We start from the raw sequence: 18,476 nt of genomic DNA on the forward strand, positions 1-18,476 counted from the left end.
GCGGTTCGGTCTACCGGCACGGGCTCGGGTCGGCGTTCGGCCCGTTCGGCGAGTCTGTCCATTCGCTCTGGCGTGGACACGGCGTCGCGTATCCGGCTCTCAGCCTCGTGGTGAATCAGGTCGTGGTCGCCGCCACCGGCAACCACGCCTACTGGTCGATCGTCGCCCTCCGGATCCCCGCCCTCCTCGGTGTCGCCCTGATCGCGGCCTGCGGGCCGCGGATCGCCCGCTTCCTCACGCCGAACGACCCGGACGCGGCGGGGCGGGCCTGGTGGTGGGGGGTGCTGAATCCGCTGGTGGCCGTCCACTTCATCGGGGGTGCGCACAACGACGCCTTGATGGCCGGCGTGTCCGTACTGGCCATCTACGCCACCGTCGTCGGGATCCAGGCCGGAGACACGCGGCGGGGACGCCTGCTGGTGTGGCTGGCCGGGCCCGTCCTCGTCGGCGTCGCGATGGCGCTGAAGCAGCAGGGCGGCCTGACCGTCTTGGCGGTCGCAGGCCTCCCCATCCTGGCCGCGCTGCGTGCCACCCCGCTGCCCGCCCGGCTGTTGCCCTACGGTCGGCGCACGGCCGCGGTCACGGCGATCGCCGTCGCCACCTTCGTCGCCCTCAGCCTCGTCACGGGCAAGGGATTCGGCTGGACCGCCTGGCTGTCGTTGATGGGATCGGCCGGGACACCCGCTCCCTTCGCGCTGCTGTCGGCGTGGGGCGGGGATGCCGTCGCGGCACTGGGGGCCGACCCCGCCGGATTCCGGGCGGTCGTCGGGGTGGCGTCGAACTTCGTGTTGCTGGCGGTGCTCGCCTGGGTGGTGGTCCGGTTCAGCGACCGACCCGTGGCCGCGGTCGGGTGGGGGTCGCTCGCCGTGGCCATCCTCGGCCAGTCGATGCACCCGTGGTACTTCCCGTGGAGCCTGGCCCTGCTGGGGCTGGTGCCGCTCACCACCCGGCAGCGAGGTTGGGTGGCCGGTTTTGTGATGGCCTTCGTCACCTGGAACGCCGTTCAGACCGTTTTGTGGCACGGAGGGTGACGAGCCGGTCTACACTCGCCCGCATGCGTGTCGCCGTCACCGAAGGGCCCCCTCACCTGGTCGGCGGGCTCGCCGAGGCCCTGCTGGAGCGCGGCGACGAGGTGGTGTTGCTGGAACGCGTGCCGCACGCGGCTCCCCCTGGCGTCGAGCGGCGGCATTGGGATCCGCTGGCCGGTTTGATCGACGGCCCAGGATTGAGCGATGTGGACGCCGCCATCAACATGTTCGGTAGTCCGATGACTGGACGCTGGTCGCCCGCGGTCAAGGAGGAACTGCGCGGCAGTCGCGCCACCGGGACGCTCAGCGTCGTCAGCATGCTGGATCCGGACGGCCGATGTCAGCGACTGTTGACGCTGTCCTCCACGAGGTTCTACGCCGACGCGGGGGCCGAGCCTCGCACGGGGGACTCCCCGCGAGGGTCGGGCTTCCTGGCTCAGGCCATCGGGATGTGGGAGGCGGCGGCCCGCCACAGCCCCGTGCCCACCGCCCTTCTGCGTACCCCCGCCATCCTCGCCCAAGGGCAGGGTTACCTGGCCCGCCGCGAGCACGGGCTGCGGGGGCGGGTCGGTACCGGACGTCAATACGTTCCCTGGATCCACCTGACGGACTGGGTGAACGCGGTCGTGCTGCTGCTGGGCGACCGCACCGAAGGACCGCTCAACATCGTCGCCCCCGCCGACACCACCGAGGCCGAGTTCGTGGCGACCTGGGCGCGCGTCCAGCGGCGCCGGGTGCCGCTGCCCGTGCCCGACTGGGTGATGCGGGCCAGGTTCGGCGCCGACGCGGCCCAGGAGTTGTGGTGGGCGAGCGCCCGCGCCGTCCCGCAGCACCTCCTCGACGTCGGGTTCGCCTATCGCTACCCCGATCTGGAATCGGCTCTCGCGCAGGCGGCCGGGCCCGCGTCCGCCCAGGGCTGATCGGGCCGGCGTCCCGCTGCAGACGCGTAGACTGCGGCGTGAACCAGCGTCGAGCGGAAAGTGGGTTGGCATGGCTTTGGACGATCTGACGGCGGCAGGGGTCCCGGCCCCGTTCGCGCCGCTCGGGCTCACGTTCGACGATGTCCTGCTGCAACCCAACGAGAGTGACGTCATCCCCGCCGACGTCGACCCGACCACGCAGGTCAGCCGGCGGATCACCTTGCGGATCCCCCTGATGAGCTCGGCGATGGACACCGTCACCGAGTCCCGCATGGCCATCGCCATGGCGCGTCAGGGCGGGCTGGGAATCCTGCACCGCAATATGACCGCCGAGGAGCAGGCCGCCCAGGTCGACCGGGTGAAGCGCTCGGAGGCGGGCATGGTCGATCAGCCCATCACCACCACCGTGGATGCGACCATCGGTCAGGTCGACGAAATGTGTGGCACGTATCGGGTCTCCGGTCTCCCGGTCGTGGACGATCAGGGCCACCTGGTCGGCATCATCACGAACCGCGACATGCGCTTCGAGGACGATGCGAACCGCCCTGTGGGCGAGGTCATGACCCGCATGCCGCTCGTCACCGGGCACCCGGGCATCTCGTCCGAGGACGCGTTGAAGCTGCTGGGGCAGTACAAGATCGAGAAGCTGCCGCTGGTTGACGACGACGGAATCCTGCGCGGCATGATCACGCTCAAGGACTACGTGAAGTCCGACAAGTACCCGCTGGCCACCAAGGATCCGCAAGGCCGCCTCCGCGTCGGGGCGGCCATTGGCACCTTCGGGGACGCCTGGGAGCGGGCCATGCTGCTCGTGGAGGCGGGCGTGGATGCGCTGGTCACCGACACCGCGCATGGCCACAGCCGCTCCGAGATGGATCTGATCCGCCGGTTGAAGGCCGAGCCGCTGGCCGCCCACGTGGATGTGATCGGCGGCAACGTCGCCACCTACGAAGGCGCCAAGGCCATCGTCGAGGCGGGCGGTGACGCCGTGAAGGTCGGCATCGGACCCGGCTCCATCTGTACCACCCGCGTCGTCGCAGGCGTCGGCGTCCCGCAGGTCACGGCGATCTACGACGCCGCTCGCGCCGCCAAGCCCGCCGGAGTGCCGGTGATCGGCGACGGCGGGCTGCAGTACTCCGGCGACATCGCCAAGGCCCTGGTGGCCGGGGCCAACGCCGTCATGCTGGGCTCGTTGCTGGCCGGTTGCGAGGAGAGCCCCGGCGAGCTGGTGTTCATCAACGGCAAGCAGTTCAAGAGCTACCGGGGGATGGGCAGCCTGGGCGCCATGAAGGCGCGTGGCAAGGCCGGCAGCTTCGCCTCCGACCGCTACTTCCAGGCCTCGGCGACCACCGATGACAAGTTCATCCCCGAGGGCATCGAGGGGCAGGTCGCCTACCGGGGGCCGCTGGCCGCGGTGGCCTATCAGCTCATCGGTGGGCTGCGGCAGTCGATGTTCTACTCCGGCGCCCGCACGGTGCCCGAGCTGCAGGAACGCGGCCGGTTCGTCCGCATCACCTCCGCCGGTCTGCGCGAGTCCCACCCGCACGACATTCAGATGACCGTCGAAGCCCCCAACTATTCAGCTAAGTGAGCGACATGATCGAGATCGGACGCGCCAAGCGCGCCACCCAGGTGTACGGCTTCGACGACATTGCCATCGTCCCCACGCGACGCACCCGCACCCCCGAAGACGTGAAGCTCACGTGGACGATCGACGCCCTCACCTTCGACTTCCCGATCGTGGCCGCGCCGATGGACTCGGTGATGTCGCCGGCGACCGCCATCGCATTCGGCAAGCTGGGTGGGCTGGGGGTGCTCAACCTGGAGGGGCTGTGGACGCGCTACGCCGACCCGCAGCCGCTGCTGGACGAGCTCGCCGAGATCAGTGACGCTGTCGCAGCGACCCGGCGGATGCAGGAGATGTACTCCGCCCCGGTCCAACCGGAGCTCATTCGGGCGCGGATGCAGGAGATCCGGGACGCGGGGGTTCCGGTCGCCGGGGCGCTCAGCCCGCAGCGGGCCCAGGAGTTCGCCTCCGTGGTCGAGTCCTCCGGCGTCGACTTCTTCGTGATCCGCGGTACCACCGTCTCCGCCGAGCACGTGTCGGCCTCCGATGAACCCCTCAACCTGAAGGAGTTCATCCGCAAGCTCGACGTCCCCGTCATCGTGGGTGGCTGCGCCACCTACCAGGCTGCCCTGCACCTGATGCGGACCGGCGCTGCTGGCGTCCTGGTCGGCTTCGGCGGCGCCGCCACCGGCCGCACCCGGCACGTCCTGGGTGTTGAGGTTCCGATGGCCTCGGCCATCGCCGACGTCGCCGCCGCGCGCCGCGACTACATGGACGAGTCCGGCGGTCGCTACGTCCACGTCATCGCGGACGGCGCGCTGGGGCGCTCCGGTGATCTGGCCAAGGCGATCGCCTGCGGCGCGGACGCCTGCATGGTCTCCACCCCGCTCGCGCGTGCCACCGAGGCCCCCGGCAAGGGCTGGCATTGGGGTCCCGAGGCCTGGCACCCGCGCCTGCCGCGCGGCGAGCGCGTGCGGGTGGGCCGGGTCGGCAGCCTCGCCGCCATCGTCGAGGGTCCCTCGCATGTGCCCGACGGCACCATGAACCTCGTGGGCGCGCTCCGCAAGGCGATGAGCACCACCGGCTACACCGAGGTCAAGGAGTTCCAGCGCGTCGAGATCGTCGTCCACGCCTGACCATGAGGCGCGGGCTCGCGCTCGTGGTGGCCGTCACCCTGCTGGTGACGACCGGCGGGCTGGTGTGGTGGTTCGCTTACCTTCCCGGTGCCCGCGCCCGTGAGCGGGCGGACTCGGTCGCGGCCGGGCTCGCCTCCGGAACCCTGCAGGACGCCTGGTTCACCGCCCCCGGCGCCGCCGCGGAGCTGACCCGCATCTACAGCGGCATGGGAGCCCTGCGTCCTCAGGTGACGGTCGGGGAACTCACGTCGCAGGCCGATGGCGCGCTCGGAGCTGACCTGACCTGGCGCTGGGAGATCCACGCGGGCAAGGACCCGTGGGAGTACACCACCTTGCTGCGGCTGCACCGTGCCGACGGCCCGGACTGGGCAGCGGAGTTCACGCCCGCGCTCGTCGCGCCCGGGCTGGAGACGACGGATCGGCTGCGGGCCACGCGGCTCTCCGCGGTGCGCGGCGCCATCCTCGGGGAGGGCGGGGAGATCCTGGCGGGCAACACGTCCGCCTATCGGGTGGGGATCGACAAGACGCTCACCACCCCGGAGTCGGCCCTGGCGAGCGCGCGGACGCTGGCCGACCTGATGGGGATCGACGCCGACCGCTACGTGGCCCGCGTGGAGGGCGCCGGCTCGAAGGCCTTCGTCGAGGCGCGCGTCCTGCGCCGCGGTGACCCGGCCGAGTCGGAGCTGGCGCTCCGCGCCGTCGACTTCGCCGGAGTGCGCGCGATCACCACGACGTTCCCGCTAGGGCGCACCTCCAGTTTCGCCCGGCCCTTGCTGGGGGTGGTGGGGGAGGCCACCGCGGAGCAGGTGGACGCGTCGGCGGGCACGATCCGAGCCGGGGATCTGGCAGGGCGAGGTGGCCTGCAGGAGGCCCGCAACCATGTGCTCGCTGGTCTGTCCGGGTTCGTCATCGATCGCGTCGACGCCGACAACCGCGCCACGGAACTGTTCTCGGTCGAGCCGCTGAACGGAACCGATGTCGTCACCACCGTGGACGCCGACCTGCAGCAGGCCGCCGAGTCGATCCTGGCGGGCGTCGGTCCCGCCAGCGCGCTGGTCGCCATCCGGCCCTCCGACGGAGCCATCCTGACCGCTGCGGTCGGGCCCGGGTCGCAGGGCTTCTCCACCTCCACCCTCGGGCAGTACGCCCCCGGGTCCACCTTCAAGGTGGTGACCTCGCTGGCCATGCTGCGCGGTGGCGCCACCGCCGATTCCCTGGTGCACTGCACCGACGGCGCGGTCGTCGACGGGTACCGATTCGACAACTGGCAGGGCTATCCCCGCACCGCCCTGGGGGACGTGCCGCTCCACACCGCCTTCGCGTACTCGTGCAACAGCGCGTTCCTCAACGCCCGGGACACGGTCAGCCAGGCCGACCTCGTCACGGCGGCGGGCAGCCTGGGACTCACGGCTCGCGCCCAGATCGTGCTTCCCGGCTTCCTCGGCTCCGTGCCCGAGGATGCGTCCGGCACCGCCCACGCCGCCTCCATGATCGGGCAGGGGCAGGTGCTGGCCAGCCCGCTGGGCATGGCGACCGTCGCGGCCAGCGTGGCCGCAGGCCACACCGTCACCCCCGTGCTGGTTCCCGAGCCGGGGCAGCAGCCCGGGACCCCGGCCGTCCCGCTCGCCACCGACGAGGCTGACGCGCTCCGTTCGCTGATGCGCGCGGTGGTCACCGAGGGAGGTCACGCGGCACTCGCCACGGTGCCCGGGGACGCGGTCGGCGCCAAGACGGGCACGGCTAGCTACGGCTCCCCGGTCCGGTATCACGGCTGGATGATCGCCATCCAGGGTGACCTGGCCGTCGCGGCGTTCACCGAAGACGGTTCCAGCGGGACGACGAACGCCGAGCCGCTGGTGGTGGCGTTCCTGGAGGCAGCGAACGGCTAGTCGTCGGCGGCGGTCAGCCGGGCCACGTCGGCGGCGAAGGCGTCCCGAGCCCGGCGTTCCTGTTCGGGGGAGTCCCACACGATCGCGTCGAGCGCGACGACCGACTGCTCGTGGACGCGCGCCACGGCGGCCGCGGAGATGAGCCCTGCCCGGCGCAGCAGCAATGCGGCACCCAGATAGGTGTCGAACGTCGCGATGCCTCGTTCGGCCCGTTCGGCGCGCACGGCAGCAGGGGTGTCCACCACGTCGTGGATCAGGACGGCGTCCACGAAGCCGGCGAAGCGCTCCCGGACGAGTTCCCCGACGGTGACGTCGCCCTGCCCGGAGTCGCCGATGAACACCAGCCGGTACTCGGGGAACAGTTGCCGGTAGTGGGCGATGTTGGCGATCTTGCGAGCCGCCATCAGGTCGTGGCTCGCGAGGGCGGCGAACGTGCCGGTGAGGACGCTGTGGGAGGCGATGCCGGCCGTCGCAGGGTGGCACGGGTGTGGTTCTCGATGAGTCCGAACAGGTCGCCGGGGCGGGCGGTGACGAACGTCAGGTCGCCCAGCGAGTAGGCCGCATCCTCGGGGCCGCGGTCCAAGGCGTCGAGCACCGCCAGGACGCCCGGATACACGGTGCCGCGCGGGAACCGGCGGTCGTGCAGGGCCGCGGCGACCGTGTCGTCGATGTCGCACAAGACCTTTGCCTCGCCAGGGTGCACCCCGACCGACTCGGCGGCGATGTGGGCCAAGATGGTCGCGCGCACCTCCTCATCGGCGATGTCGGCGAAGACGAGCTCCTCCAGGTCGTGATGGTCGGGCCGGTTGTTGATGGCGTTCTTCACGGCGGTGAGTTGCTCGCCACCCACCGCCAGGAACACCGCCGCGATGGTCTCGGCGTCGGCCCCGTCGGTGTGCCCGGCTTGCAGCCCGTACACGACGTTGGCCAAAGCGGGCACCGACAGCGCCTCGAGCCGTTCCAGGATCAGGTTGCGCAAGGCGGTGCGGTGATCGGGGCCCAGCAGACGATCGTCCAGGCTGGCGAACAGTTCGGCGGCGTCGACGCTGGCCAGCGCGTGATCGAAGTCCGGGTCGGAGGCCTGGCGCAGCAGCGACAGCACGGCGGCTTCGTCGTCGCGGTCGGTGTGGCCCCGCAGCAGGGCGGTGAGCAGGTCGAGGTTGAACGGCACGCGCGCCAGTCTAGGAACCGGCAGGTGCGCGCACGCGCAGCGCGGCATGCTGCACGCGAATGCGCAGGTCGGCGACGGGTCCGACGTCGTCGCCGTCGAGGTGGAGGGGGGCCGGATCGTCGGGGACGGCCCACAGGGTGCGCACCTTGGTGTAGCGAAGCGCCGTCGTGTCGAGCCGGTGCCCGGTCAGCCCGGCGAACGCGACCGGCCCCCACTGGGCGCGGGTGCGCAGCGGAAGCTCCATGACGTCGAGCAACCCGTCGTCGGGGACGGCGTCGGGGAACACCTCGATTCCGCCGGGGATCGTGCCCGCGTTGGCCACCAGCAGCGTCCAGGTCTGCACCCGGCGACCGGGGGCGTTGTCGAGGGAGACCCGCATCGCCAGGGGACGCGCGAACAGATGCCGGGCGCCGCTGGCCAGGTAGGACAGCCACCCCAGGTGCCGTTTGAGCCGTGGGCTGGTGGTGCCCACGGTCGCCGCGTCGTGGCCCAGGCCTGCCATCACCAGGAACGGGCGCTCCGCGGTGGGGGCCCCGACCGCACCCTCGGGGGTGACCTCCCCCAGCCGATGTCGACGGTCCGCGCGGGGGCGAACAACGCTCGGTCGACGGCCAGCAGGGGCTTGCGGGTCCGCAGCCGCAGGTTGTAGGCGAACAGGTTGGCGGTGCCGATCGGCAGGATCCCCAGCTCGACGCCGGTGCCGGCGACCGCGCGCGCCACCTCCCGGACGGTGCCGTCGCCGCCGGCGACCACCACCACCCGTGCCCCGGCGGCCACCGCGTCGCGGGCCTGCGGATAGCCGTCGGCGTCCACCGTGGTGGTGGCGACGATCGGGGCGGGCAGGCCCGCGTCCCGGCAAGCGGACTCGAGGACGCGACGCATCACGGCGTAGCCTCGGGCGGCGGGGTTCATCACCGCCCACAGCGTCCCGGACGCGGCCTCGCTCACGCGTCCCATTGTGCCCGGGTCGGGGACCGGTCCGCCGCTAGGGTGGGGGCATGACCCAGTTGCCCGCCGAACTCACGGAACTGCGCGCCAGCATCGACAACCTCGATCAGGCCCTGATCTGCCTGCTGGCCGAACGGTTCAAGGTCACCCAGCGCGTCGGGCACCTGAAGGCGGCCAAGGGCCTGCCCGCGGCCGACCCCGCGCGCGAACAGCAGCAGATCGCCCGCCTGCGGCGGCTGGCCGACGAGGCGGGCCTGGATCCCGAGTTCGCGCAGAAGCTGCTCGCGTTCATCGTCACCGAGGTGGTCCGCCACCACGAGCAGATCGCTCGCGACACCCGCGGCTGACGCCGGCCGCGTCAGGCCTGAGCGAAGCGGGCGACGAAGTTCGCCAGGATCAAGGCGGGCTGGTCGCCCACGTCGGAGGACCGGGCCTGCGTCGACAGGGTCTCGAAGTCGGCCGGGTCGAAGTAGCCGGCGTCGGCGTAGATCGCCATGCGGGCCACGAGGCGCTCGGCGTCCAGTTCGGGATGGAACTGCGTCACGTACACGTTCTCGCCGACCCTGAATGCCTGCACGGGGCAGGCCGTGCCGCTGGCCAGCAGGACGGCCCCCGGTGGCAGTTCGGCGCACGCTTCCTTGTGCCCGGTGAACGCCCGGAAGCTGGGGGCCAGCCCTTCGAACAGCGGGTCGACGAGCCCGGCCTCGGTCAGGGTGACCGCCACGGCACCAGCCCCCTCGCCGTACTGGCGGTCGACGACGCCGCCCAGATGCGAGGTCACCACCCCGAGCCCGTAGCACAACCCCAGCAAGGGGACGCCGCCGGCCAGTGCCGCGTCCACGAGGCGGCCCAGGTCGGCTTCGACACGCACCTGGGTGTCGCTCTTGTCCTCATCGGAGGCGTTGAACTGCCCGCCGCCGATGATGACGCCCGCGAAGTCGTCGGGGTCGATCATGGGCAGCGGGGCCTGCTCCGCGCGCACCTGGATGAGGCTGCCGCCTGGCAGCCCGGTCAAGGTGAGCAGGGTCTGGAACTCCGCCTCGGCGGCACCGTCGTGGTCGCGCACCGACACGTGCAGGAACGGTTTCATAGATCCTCCTTCGTCTCGGCGCACACCGCATCCACGACCCCGAGTAGTCCCGAGTGTGCCGCCGCCCGCTGCCGGGTGGCGCTGTTGCCGTGCGCGCTCAGCGTGAGCGCGTGATCGAGGTCGTCTCGGCAGCCGAGCCGCTCGGCCAGCGGGGCGAGGCGGGCATGCCACGAGGCCACCAGCTCCCGCATCGGCACCGGTCCGTCCGCGGTGATGACCTCAGCCTCCAGGCCGTAGCGGGCGGTGCGCCACTTGTTCTCATGCACGAACCAGGGCGCCAGCGGAGGCAGCGGTGTCCCGGTCTGCTCCCCGACGATGAGGTGTTCGGTGAGGCACTGCGTCCAGGCGGCGAGGCAGCCGATCTCGGTCAGCGTGGGGGACGTGTCGGTGACCCGCAGTTCGACGGTGCCGAACTTGGGGGCCGGGCGCACGTCCCAGCGGATCTCCGAGGGGCTGGAGACCATCCCGGCCGCGGAGACCTGCTCGTAGTACGACTCGAAGGCGGCCCAGTCGGGCACGTCCGGAGGGAGCCCGTTGGTGGGCAGTTGCTGGAACAGCATGGTGCGCTGGGAGTCGAAGCCCGTGTCCTCGCCCTCGAAGAAGGGACTGGACGCCGTCAGGGCGAGCAGCAGCGGGGACAGCCGGGTCAGGCCGTGGACGAGGGGGAGGGTGAGGTCCCGGTCCGGTACCCCGACGTGCAGGTGGGTCCCGCAGATCAGCATGCGGCGTCCCCACCAGGCGTTGCGCTCGGCGACCGTGTCGTAACTGGGTCCGCGCTCCACCTCGACGTCGGCGGCGCGACTGAACGGATGGGTGCCCGCGGCGTACACGGCCAGCCCCTCGGCGTCGGCCGCGCCGGACAGCCGCTCCAGGTCACCGCGCAGTTCGGCGACGGCGGCCCCCACCGTCGCGTGGACGCCCGTGACGAGTTCCACCATGCAGGTGAGGTACTCCCCGCGGAGGGGACCGTCCTTGGTGGCACCCAGCCGCGCCAGCGTGGCGGGAGCGCCGGGAGCCAGCGCCCGCGTCGAGGTGTCGACGAGGGCGACCTCCCACTCCACCCCGAGCGAGCCGCGGGCGGAGGGAGTGAAGTCCAGGGGGCTCATGATGGCCGACCTAGGCGACCGGATCCGACTGCGTGTTGGCCACGACCCCCGTGACCACCGAGTTCGGCGGGATGTCGTGGACGACCAGCGCGTTCGCGCCCACCTTCGAGCCCGCTCCGACGGTGATCGGACCGATGACCTTCGCTCCCGCCCCCAGCAGGACGCCGTCGCCGATGGTCGGATGGCGCTTGAACCGGCCACGACTGCGTCCGCCGAGGGTGACCTGGTGGCACATCAGCACATCGTCGCCGATCTCCGCCATCTCGCCGATCACGATGCCCATGCCGTGGTCGATGAAGAACCGGCGGCCGATGACGGCGCCGGGGTGGATCTCCACCCCGGTGAGGAACCGGGCCACCTGAGAGAGCAGGCGGGCCAGCGGCCGAGCGGTCGGACGGCTGGTCCACAGCCAGTGCCCGACCCGGTGCGCCCAGATGGCGTGGACGCCGGGGTAGAGCAGGGCGATCTCGAGCTTGTTGACGGCCGCGGGATCCTCGCGCAGGGCCGTGTCGAGGTCTTCATCCGCGCGCTGCCACACGGCACGAAGAGACGGGGTGGCCATGCTGGTTCCTTTCGGGCGGTCAACGCTTGTGGGGAAACCTACCCGTCCGTCGGAAAACAGCCGTGTTCATCTCAGTCGTGTGGCGCGCCGGAGCCGGGGCGGCGCAGCACCCACACGCTGACTGCCACCTCGGTGAGGACTCCGGCGACGTCGCCGTGATGACCGTGGAAGGCGTTGGGGCCCATCGCGATCAGGTCGGCGGCCAAGGGGGCGTCGGCGTCCAGCGGCGCCCGCACCCGATGGCGTGCCACGGCGTCGAACCGGCCATGGAGGCTGCGCAGCAGCCGGTCGGCCTTGCCCTCCTCGATGTCGAGCAGTCCCTCGCGGGCACGCAGGGAGGCCAGGTGCTCCTTGTCCGGGGTGACGATCAGCGCCAGCCCGGAGGGCCGCAGGATGCGGGCGAACTCGGCGATGTTGCGGGGAGCGAACACGCACGTGACGACGTCGAAGCGTCCCGAGCGGAGCGGGAGGGCCGCCCACGCGTCGGCGACGACGGCGGCGGCGCGGGGATGGACGCGGCCGGCGCGTTTGGCCGCGGGGACGGACACGTCGAGGCTGACGCCGCGCGCGGCCGGGTGGGTCTCCAGCAGGCGTGCCAGGTGGTGTCCGGTCCCGCCGCCGATGTCCGCGATCGTGACGCCGTCGTCGACGCGGCGGGCCAAGGCGTCGTCCACCGCATCGAAGGCGCCCGAGGCGAGGACCCGGGCGCGGGCAGCCACCATCGGCGGGGTGTCGGCGTTGCCGGGCTGCGGCCCCCCGAGCAGGTTGAGGTAGCCCTGGCGCGCGGCGTCGTACCGGTGCCCGGCCCTGCAGGACGCGCCGTGGTCGTCCAGGTCGAGCGGGTTCCCGCAGGACGGACACGACAGCAGCCCGGCTGCGGCGGCCAAGCTCACCGGAGGATCACAGCCCGCGCAGGCGCCCGCCGTCCACGGGCACGATGCAGCCGGTGACGTACGAGGCGGCCTGCGACAGCAGGAAGGCGGCGACCCGGCCGAACTCGGCCGGCTGCCCGACGCGACCCATCGGGGCGGCGAGCCCCATCGCGGCGACGGCTGCCTCCGCGTCGGGGGTCTGGGCGGCGAGCCAGTTGATCCGGTCGGTTTGGATGGTGCCCGGCATGAGGCCGAACACCCGCGACCCGGAGGCCCCGAACTCGTCGGCCAGCTCCCGGATCAGGAGCGCGAGACCGGGGCGCGTGACGTTGGAGGGGGCCATGTCGGCGAGGGGTTCCTTGGCGGAGGTCGAGAGCACGAAACCGAGCGTGACGGGGCCGGTGGCGGCCGAGACGACCTCGCGGGCGGTGCGGATCGCGGCGACGACGACGGAGTCGAAGGCCGCGGCGTAGGTGGCGTCGGGGGTGGTGAGGACGCCTCCCTTGGCGGGTCCTCCGACGCTGATCATCGCCCCATCGAGGCGATCCCACGTCTGGAGCGCGAGGGCGCAGGCCTCGGCGGCGGAGGAGAGCTCGTTCAGGTCCCGGGCCAGCCCGATCGCGGAGTCGGGGCCCAACGCTGCGACGGCAGCCTCCAGCTGCTCGGGGCGCCGGGCGACCAGGACCACCTTGGCGCCCTCCGCGACGAGCTGGTCGGCGGTGGCGCGTCCCAGGCCGCCCGAAGCGGCGGTGACGACGAAGACCTTTCCGGCGAGTCCGAGATCCATGGTGAAGCCTCCTAGGCGTTGTTGTTCGCGGCGGTGTCGGACGGTGGGGACTGCGGTGGGAGGCCGTCGGCCCGCGCCCGGGCGGCCTTCGCCTTGGCTTTCTTGCGGTCGCGCACATCGTTGCGGATGAGCACCACTAGGCCGAAGCCGGCGATCGCGGCGAACGAGAACCACTGCAACGCGTAGGACAGGTGCGGACCCTCGGTGAGCTCGGGGGGCGTCACGGGGATGAGTTCCTCGCTCTGGCCGGGCTCCACGGTGATCAGGCTGAGGTAGCCGTTGACCAGCGGACGGCCGAGCCACGGTGCGATCGCGTCGGAGTTGATGAGCCGCACCGTGTTCTCGGTGGGCGTCATGGCGTTCGTGCTGCCCTGCTCGTTGCGGCGCACGTACCCCACCAGGTGCACCTCCCCGGCGGGCGGGGCGGGGAACACCTTGGGGAAGTCCTGTGAGGCGGGCCGCACGACGAAGCCGCGATCCACCAAGACGACCTGGCCTCCGGTGGTGACCAGCGGGGTGACCAGCTCCCAGCCGGTCTCGTCGTTGTGGGAGCGGTAACGCGCCTGGAGCTGAGAATCAGCCAGGAAGGTGCCGCTCACCTCGACGCGCTGCCACTGATCCTGCTCGGTGATCACGTGGGAGAAGGCGTCCTCGAAGGAGACCACGGCCGCCTGCTCGTGGGTGACCACGTTGGCGTTGCGGTCACGGCGCTGTTCGAGCCGGTCCAACTGCCACTGTCCAAGACTCACGAACGTGAACCCGAGGGCCACGACGAACAGGCCCATCAACGCCCAGCGCAACCACACTCTCTTCACGCGGCATCGCCCTCCGCCACATCGCCGGGGACCACATCGCCCGTGGTCAATTCCGGCGGCCGCTCGGCCTCCGGCGGGCGGGCGACCGGGGCGGCGTGGTTGTCGGCGGCGTTGCCCAGCAGAACCGCGAGACCGGGCAGCAGCGCCGCCGCGAGGAACAAGATCAGGTTGTGGGGCGCCGGGCTGAGGACGGCGGCGAAGAAGGCCACCACCCGGAACCCCATCGTGATGAGGTAGCGGCGCATGCGCTGCTCGGTGGAGAGCGTCCTGCCGATGCGCGCGTCGGTGATCACCGACGGGCGATCCTCCGCCCCACGTCCAGCCATGATGTCAGCCTAACCCGGCCCGCGAACCGCGCACGATACGGTGTGCGGGTGAAGCAGCAACCACGCAGCATTCTGGTGACCGGCGGAGCCCGCGGCATCGGAGCGGCGATCGTCGAGGCGTTCTTGGAACAGGGGCACACGGTGGCCGCCGCGAGCACCAGCGGAGCGGCCCCCCAGGGAGCGCTCGGGATCGTGTGTGATGTCACCGACCCCGCCTCCGTGGACGCGGCGTTCGCCCAGGCCGAGGAGGCGCACGGCCCGGTCGAGGTGGTCGTCGCGAACGCGGGCATCACCAAGGACACGCTGCTGATGCGCATGACCGACGCCGATTTCGACGCCGTCGTCGACGTCAACCTCAAGGGCGCCTTCAACGTCGCCAAGCGGGCCTCGCGCGCCATGCTGCGCGCCCGCTGGGGGCGCATGATCTTCATCGGGTCCGTGGTCGGCCTGTACGGCTCTCCCGGTCAGGTGAACTACGCGGCGACCAAGTCCGGACTCGTCGGCATGGCCCGCTCCCTGACCCGGGAGCTGGGCGGGCGGCACATCACCGCCAACGTCGTCGCGCCCGGATTTATCGAGACTCGGATGACCGCCGAGCTCCCCGAGGCGACGGTCGCCGGCTACCAGGCTGCGATCCCCGCCGGTCGCCTGGGACAGCCCCAGGAAGTCGCGGCCGCGGTCACGTTCCTGGCCTCGGACGCCGCCGGCTACATCAGCGGGGCCGTGATCCCCGTCGATGGCGGCCTCGGCATGGGCCATTGAGCCCGATCAGTCACCACACGCCCACGCACCACAGGAAGAAGAGCGCAGCCATGGGAATCCTCGACGGGAAGACGATCCTCGTCACCGGTGTCACGATGACGTCCTCGATCGCCTACAAGGTGGCGGAGATCGCCCAGCAGGAGGGGGCCCGCGTCCTGGTCTCCAACTTCGGCCGGGCGCTGAACCTGACCAACCGCGTCGTGACGCGGCTCGACCCGGTCCCGACGGTGCTGGATCTGGACGTCACCTCCGAGGATCAGCTCGCTGGCTTGGCGGACGTGCTGCGGGCCGAGGGCGTCGAACGACTCGACGGCGTCGTCCACTCGATCGCCTTCGCCAACCCGGAGACGGCGCTCGGCGGCGCTTTCCTGGAGACTCCCTTCGGGGACGTGTCGGCGTCGGTGCACATCTCCGCGTACTCGCTGGTATCCCTGACGATGGCCTGCAAGCCGCTGTTCGGAGAGTCGGCCTCGGTGGTCGGGATGACGTTCGACGCGCGGGTCAGCTGGCCCGCCTACGACTGGATGGGCGTGTCGAAGGCGGCCCTGGAGTCCGCTTCGCGCTACCTGGCCCGCTACCTGGGTCCCGAGGGCGTGCGCTCCAACATCGTGGCGGCCGGGCCGGTCGACACCATCGCCAAGAAGGCCATCCCCGGATCGCACTCCTTCAACGACATCTGGGCGCAGCGCGCTCCGCTCGGGTGGGACGCCGCCGACGCCACCCCGACCGCGAAGGCCGTCGTGGCCCTGCTGTCGGACTGGTTCCCCGCCACCACCGGCGAGCTGATCCACGTCGACGGCGGGCTGCATTCAACGGGCGCGTGAACCTCCTGCAGGTGCTGTCGGGCCGGTAGGTTGAAGTCATGGCACCGGTTGTTGAACTCGCAGACGTCACCGTCGTCCGTGGCAAGGCCACGCTCCTGGATCGGGTGAACTGGGTCATCGACGAGGCGGACCGGTGGGTGATCATCGGCCCGAACGGGGCGGGTAAGACGACGCTGCTGCAAGTGGTCTCGGCCAACCTGCACCCGACCGCAGGCAGGGCCGCCATCCTCGACGAGGTGCTGGGTGCGGTGGACGTCTTCGAGTTGCGCCCGCGCATCGGCGTGACCTCTGCGGCACTGGCCGAACGCATCCCTCGCTCGGAGTCGGTCGGCAATGTGATCGTGTCGGCGGGCTACGCGGTAGTGGGCCGGTGGACCGAACGATACGACGTGACCGACTTCGAGCGGGCGGGGGCGCTGATGCGCCAGTTGAGCATCGAGCGTCTGGGCAAGCGGACGTTCGGCACCCTCAGCGAGGGCGAACGCAAACGCGTCCAGATCGCCCGCGCTTTGATGACCGATCCGGAACTGCTGCTGCTGGACGAACCGGCCGCGGGCCTGGATCTGGCCGGGCGGGAGTCGTTGGTGGCGACGCTGGGGGAGATCATCGCCGACCCGCACGCACCCGCAACCGTGCTGGTGACGCACCACCTGGAGGAGATTCCCGCGGGCATGACGCACGCCCTGCTGCTCAAGCAGGGCCGCATCGTCGCCGCCGGACCCATCGCGGAGGTGCTCACCGACGACCTGCTCAGCGACGCTTTCGACCTGCCGCTGCAGATCACCCAGACCGACGGCCGCTGGTCGGCGCGCGCCCGCAGCGCCGCCCCCACGGGGAGCTGAGCCGCCATGTGGGAGTGGGTGCAGGCCAACTTCTGGACGCTGTGGCTCGTCGCCGCGGGCGGCCTGGCCGTCTCGGAGATGCTCACGTTGGACATGACGCTGCTCATGCTGGCGGGCGGGGCCCTGGCCGGGGCCGGCGTGGCCCTGTTCTTCCCGGCCCTGCTCTGGCTGCAGATCCTCGTCGCGGCCGTGGTGTCCGTGGCGTTGCTGGGTTTCCTGCGGCCTCAGGTGCTGAAGCGACTGCATCGGGGCCCCGGCTACCGCAGCACTTTCGAGCAGTTGCTGGGCAGCATCGGTCGAGCGACCGGCGAGATCACGGCCGCGGGCGGTGAGGTGAACGTCAATGGCGAGACGTGGTCGGCCCGCAGTTATGACGGCGATCCGATCCCCGCAGGGACCGAGGTCGACATCATCGAGGTGGACGAGCTGACCGTCGTGGTACAGCCGCGACACAAGCCCCTGAGCGGGGGCTGACCGAACCTGGGCCGGGGTGGCGGCGACTCGCTAGGGTGTGGGAAACACCCTAAAGAAGGAGTCGGGATGGAGTTCGTGATCCTCGCCATCGTCATCCTCGCCGTCGTCGGCGTCGCATTGGCACTGTCGGTCCGCGTCATTCAGCAACAACAGCTCGGCATCATTCAGCGGCTGGGGAAGTACCACAGCACGATCGACCCCGGTCTGCACCTGATCTTCCCGTTCATCGACCGGGTGGCCTACACCATGGACATGCGCGAGGCGGTCGTCCCGTTCCCGCCCCAGGGTGTCATCACCGAGGACAACCTGATGGTCGGCATCGACTCCGTCATCTACTACCAGATCGTCGACCCGGTTCGGGCGGCCTACGAGGCCCAGAACTACATCCAGGCCATCGAGCAGCTCACGCAGACGACGCTGCGCAACATCATCGGCGGCATGGACCTGGAGGAGACCCTCACCAGCCGTGAGGACATCAACCAGAAGCTCCGCACGGTCCTCGACGAGGCCACCGGCAAGTGGGGCATCAAGGTCAACCGAGTCGAATTGCGTTCGGTCGAGCCGCCCGCCACCATCCGCGACGCCATGGAGAAGGGCGCCCGTGCCGAGCGCGAGAAGCGAGCCCAGGTGCTGCTGGCCGAGGGCCAGCGGCAGTCGCAGATCCTCTCCGCGTCCGGTGACCGGGAGTCCAGCATCCTGCGCGCCCAGGGTGAGCGGGAGTCCGCCGTTCTCCGGGCGCAGGCCGATCGGCAGGCCTCGATGCTGCGTGCCGAGGGCGAGGCCCAGGCCATCACCACCGTGTTCAACGCGATCCACGCCGCCGAGCCGGATCAGGCTCTGCTGTCCTACCAGTACCTGCGGATGCTGCCCGAACTCGCCAAGGGGGATGCCAACAAGGTGTGGATCATCCCCAGCGAGCTCAACGACGCTCTGAAGGGACTCGGCGGCCCCGTCGGGGATGCCGTGAAGTCGTTCACGCAGGCGGACCCAAGCCGCTTCACCGCCCCCGAGCGGGTGGACGTGTTCGCGGAGATCGCCGACGCGAAGCGGGCCGAGGAGGCGCAGTCCCAGGCTCAGGTGCAGCAGGCGATCGAGGAGGCCAAGCGGATCGAGCACGGCGACGCGGGTGCTCCGGTCAACGCGCTGGCACCCGGTGCCGCCCTGGGCCCCGTCGAGCAACTCGTCGCCGGGACGGCGACGGCCGAGGGGCACCCGGGCTTTGCTGCCCCCGAGCCGGGGGGTACCGCCCCGCAGCGGGCCGTCGAACCCGAGAACTGAGCCGCCCAGGATCACGGCCCTCGGGGCCCGGCGCACGCGCATCGACGCCGGGGTCATCGTTTCGACGGTGACCCCGGCG

Annotated in this window: 22 protein-coding genes; 11 read left to right on the plus strand and 11 right to left on the minus strand. The window is 71.2% G+C overall.

Going from position 1 to position 18,476, the window contains the following annotated elements; genetic code table 11:
- The 5 genes from mptB to V7E09_RS02665 all read left to right on the plus strand — a co-directional run.
- Nucleotides 1-1,031, plus strand: a 1,031-nt coding sequence (gene mptB / locus V7E09_RS02645; protein WP_324522971.1) for a polyprenol phosphomannose-dependent alpha 1,6 mannosyltransferase MptB, incomplete at its 5' end; no start/stop codon positions are given.
- 23 nt (nt 1,032-1,054) lie between these two features.
- Nucleotides 1,055-1,948, plus strand: a complete 894-nt coding sequence (locus V7E09_RS02650) for a DUF1731 domain-containing protein (protein WP_324522972.1) — start codon at nt 1,055-1,057, stop codon at nt 1,946-1,948.
- Between the two features lie 70 nt (nt 1,949-2,018).
- The gene (gene guaB / locus V7E09_RS02655; protein ID WP_324511188.1) at nt 2,019-3,539 is read left to right on the plus strand and encodes an IMP dehydrogenase; all 1,521 of its coding nucleotides are present in this window, start codon (nt 2,019-2,021) and stop codon (nt 3,537-3,539) included.
- 5 nt (nt 3,540-3,544) lie between these two features.
- On the plus strand, nt 3,545-4,651 hold the full coding sequence (locus tag V7E09_RS02660; protein ID WP_324511232.1) for a GuaB3 family IMP dehydrogenase-related protein: 1,107 nt from the start codon (nt 3,545-3,547) through the stop codon (nt 4,649-4,651).
- 2 nt (nt 4,652-4,653) lie between these two features.
- Entirely contained in the window at nt 4,654-6,540 is a 1,887-nt protein-coding gene (locus V7E09_RS02665) for a penicillin-binding transpeptidase domain-containing protein (protein WP_324522973.1), read from the plus strand.
- On the opposite strand, the gene V7E09_RS02670 is transcribed toward V7E09_RS02665, so the two are convergent.
- The 4 genes from V7E09_RS02670 to V7E09_RS02685 are packed head-to-tail and all read right to left on the minus strand — an operon-like array spanning nt 6,537 to nt 8,659.
- Nucleotides 6,537-6,944: a hypothetical protein gene (locus V7E09_RS02670; RefSeq protein ID WP_324511190.1), complete on the minus strand. Its 408-nt coding sequence runs from the start codon at nt 6,942-6,944 to the stop codon at nt 6,537-6,539. The two genes, V7E09_RS02665 and V7E09_RS02670, sit on opposite strands and share 4 nt — an antisense overlap.
- Nucleotides 6,944-7,711, minus strand: a complete 768-nt coding sequence (locus V7E09_RS02675) for a hypothetical protein (RefSeq protein ID WP_324511191.1) — start codon at nt 7,709-7,711, stop codon at nt 6,944-6,946. Before V7E09_RS02675 ends, V7E09_RS02670 begins: the two co-directional genes overlap by 1 nt.
- A 10-nt stretch (nt 7,712-7,721) precedes the next feature.
- Nucleotides 7,722-8,213 (minus strand): diacylglycerol/lipid kinase family protein, encoded by a 492-nt coding sequence (locus tag V7E09_RS02680; RefSeq protein ID WP_324522974.1) that lies wholly within the window; start codon nt 8,211-8,213, stop codon nt 7,722-7,724.
- Nucleotides 8,213-8,659 (minus strand): diacylglycerol/lipid kinase family protein, encoded by a 447-nt coding sequence (locus V7E09_RS02685; protein ID WP_324522975.1) that lies wholly within the window; start codon nt 8,657-8,659, stop codon nt 8,213-8,215. Before V7E09_RS02685 ends, V7E09_RS02680 begins: the two co-directional genes overlap by 1 nt.
- Before the next feature lie 50 nt (nt 8,660-8,709).
- Between V7E09_RS02685 and V7E09_RS02690 the strand changes: the two genes are divergently transcribed.
- Nucleotides 8,710-9,006, plus strand: coding sequence for a chorismate mutase (locus tag V7E09_RS02690; RefSeq protein WP_324511193.1), 297 nt, complete (start codon nt 8,710-8,712; stop codon nt 9,004-9,006).
- An 11-nt stretch (nt 9,007-9,017) separates the two neighbouring features.
- Here V7E09_RS02690 and V7E09_RS02695 read toward each other — a convergent pair whose 3' ends face one another.
- The 7 genes from V7E09_RS02695 to V7E09_RS02725 all read right to left on the minus strand — a co-directional run bounded on the left by V7E09_RS02695 (nt 9,018) and on the right by V7E09_RS02725 (nt 14,217).
- Nucleotides 9,018-9,749, minus strand: coding sequence for a glutamine amidotransferase (locus V7E09_RS02695; protein WP_324511194.1), 732 nt, complete (start codon nt 9,747-9,749; stop codon nt 9,018-9,020).
- Nucleotides 9,746-10,855, minus strand: a complete 1,110-nt coding sequence (locus V7E09_RS02700; protein ID WP_324511195.1) for a carboxylate-amine ligase — start codon at nt 10,853-10,855, stop codon at nt 9,746-9,748. The genes V7E09_RS02695 and V7E09_RS02700 overlap by 4 nt, the downstream gene beginning before the upstream one ends.
- A gap of 10 nt (nt 10,856-10,865) precedes the next feature.
- Entirely contained in the window at nt 10,866-11,417 is a 552-nt protein-coding gene (epsC, locus tag V7E09_RS02705) for a serine O-acetyltransferase EpsC (RefSeq protein ID WP_324511196.1), read from the minus strand.
- Between the two features lie 71 nt (nt 11,418-11,488).
- Nucleotides 11,489-12,310, minus strand: a complete 822-nt coding sequence (locus V7E09_RS02710; protein ID WP_324522976.1) for a putative RNA methyltransferase — start codon at nt 12,308-12,310, stop codon at nt 11,489-11,491.
- 7 nt (nt 12,311-12,317) lie between these two features.
- On the minus strand, nt 12,318-13,076 hold the full coding sequence (locus V7E09_RS02715) for an SDR family oxidoreductase (protein ID WP_324511198.1): 759 nt from the start codon (nt 13,074-13,076) through the stop codon (nt 12,318-12,320).
- 11 nt (nt 13,077-13,087) lie between these two features.
- Complete coding sequence (locus V7E09_RS02720; protein WP_324511199.1) at nt 13,088-13,891, minus strand: SURF1 family cytochrome oxidase biogenesis protein; 804 nt, start codon at nt 13,889-13,891, stop codon at nt 13,088-13,090.
- A complete protein-coding gene (locus V7E09_RS02725) occupies nt 13,888-14,217 on the minus strand; it encodes a DUF3099 domain-containing protein (RefSeq protein ID WP_324511200.1) in 330 nt (109 codons plus the stop codon). Before V7E09_RS02725 ends, V7E09_RS02720 begins: the two co-directional genes overlap by 4 nt.
- A 42-nt stretch (nt 14,218-14,259) precedes the next feature.
- Between V7E09_RS02725 and fabG the strand changes: the two genes are divergently transcribed.
- The 5 genes from fabG (at nt 14,260) to V7E09_RS02750 (ending at nt 18,397) form a co-directional block, all read left to right on the plus strand.
- Complete coding sequence (gene fabG, locus V7E09_RS02730) at nt 14,260-14,979, plus strand: 3-oxoacyl-ACP reductase FabG (RefSeq protein ID WP_324511201.1); 720 nt, start codon at nt 14,260-14,262, stop codon at nt 14,977-14,979.
- Nucleotides 14,980-15,029: 50 nt separating this feature from the next.
- A complete protein-coding gene (gene fabI / locus V7E09_RS02735; protein WP_324511202.1) occupies nt 15,030-15,803 on the plus strand; it encodes an enoyl-ACP reductase FabI in 774 nt (257 codons plus the stop codon).
- A 38-nt stretch (nt 15,804-15,841) separates the two neighbouring features.
- The gene (locus tag V7E09_RS02740; protein WP_324511203.1) at nt 15,842-16,645 is read left to right on the plus strand and encodes an ABC transporter ATP-binding protein; all 804 of its coding nucleotides are present in this window, start codon (nt 15,842-15,844) and stop codon (nt 16,643-16,645) included.
- A gap of 6 nt (nt 16,646-16,651) precedes the next feature.
- Nucleotides 16,652-17,119, plus strand: a complete 468-nt coding sequence (locus tag V7E09_RS02745) for an NfeD family protein (RefSeq protein WP_324511204.1) — start codon at nt 16,652-16,654, stop codon at nt 17,117-17,119.
- A 66-nt stretch (nt 17,120-17,185) separates the two neighbouring features.
- The gene (locus V7E09_RS02750; RefSeq protein ID WP_324522977.1) at nt 17,186-18,397 is read left to right on the plus strand and encodes an SPFH domain-containing protein; all 1,212 of its coding nucleotides are present in this window, start codon (nt 17,186-17,188) and stop codon (nt 18,395-18,397) included.
- Nucleotides 18,398-18,476 lie beyond the last annotated feature (79 nt).

The sequence above is a fragment of the Propioniciclava sp. genome (genome assembly GCF_036744435.1).
Lineage (GTDB): Bacteria > Actinomycetota > Actinomycetes > Propionibacteriales > Propionibacteriaceae > Propioniciclava.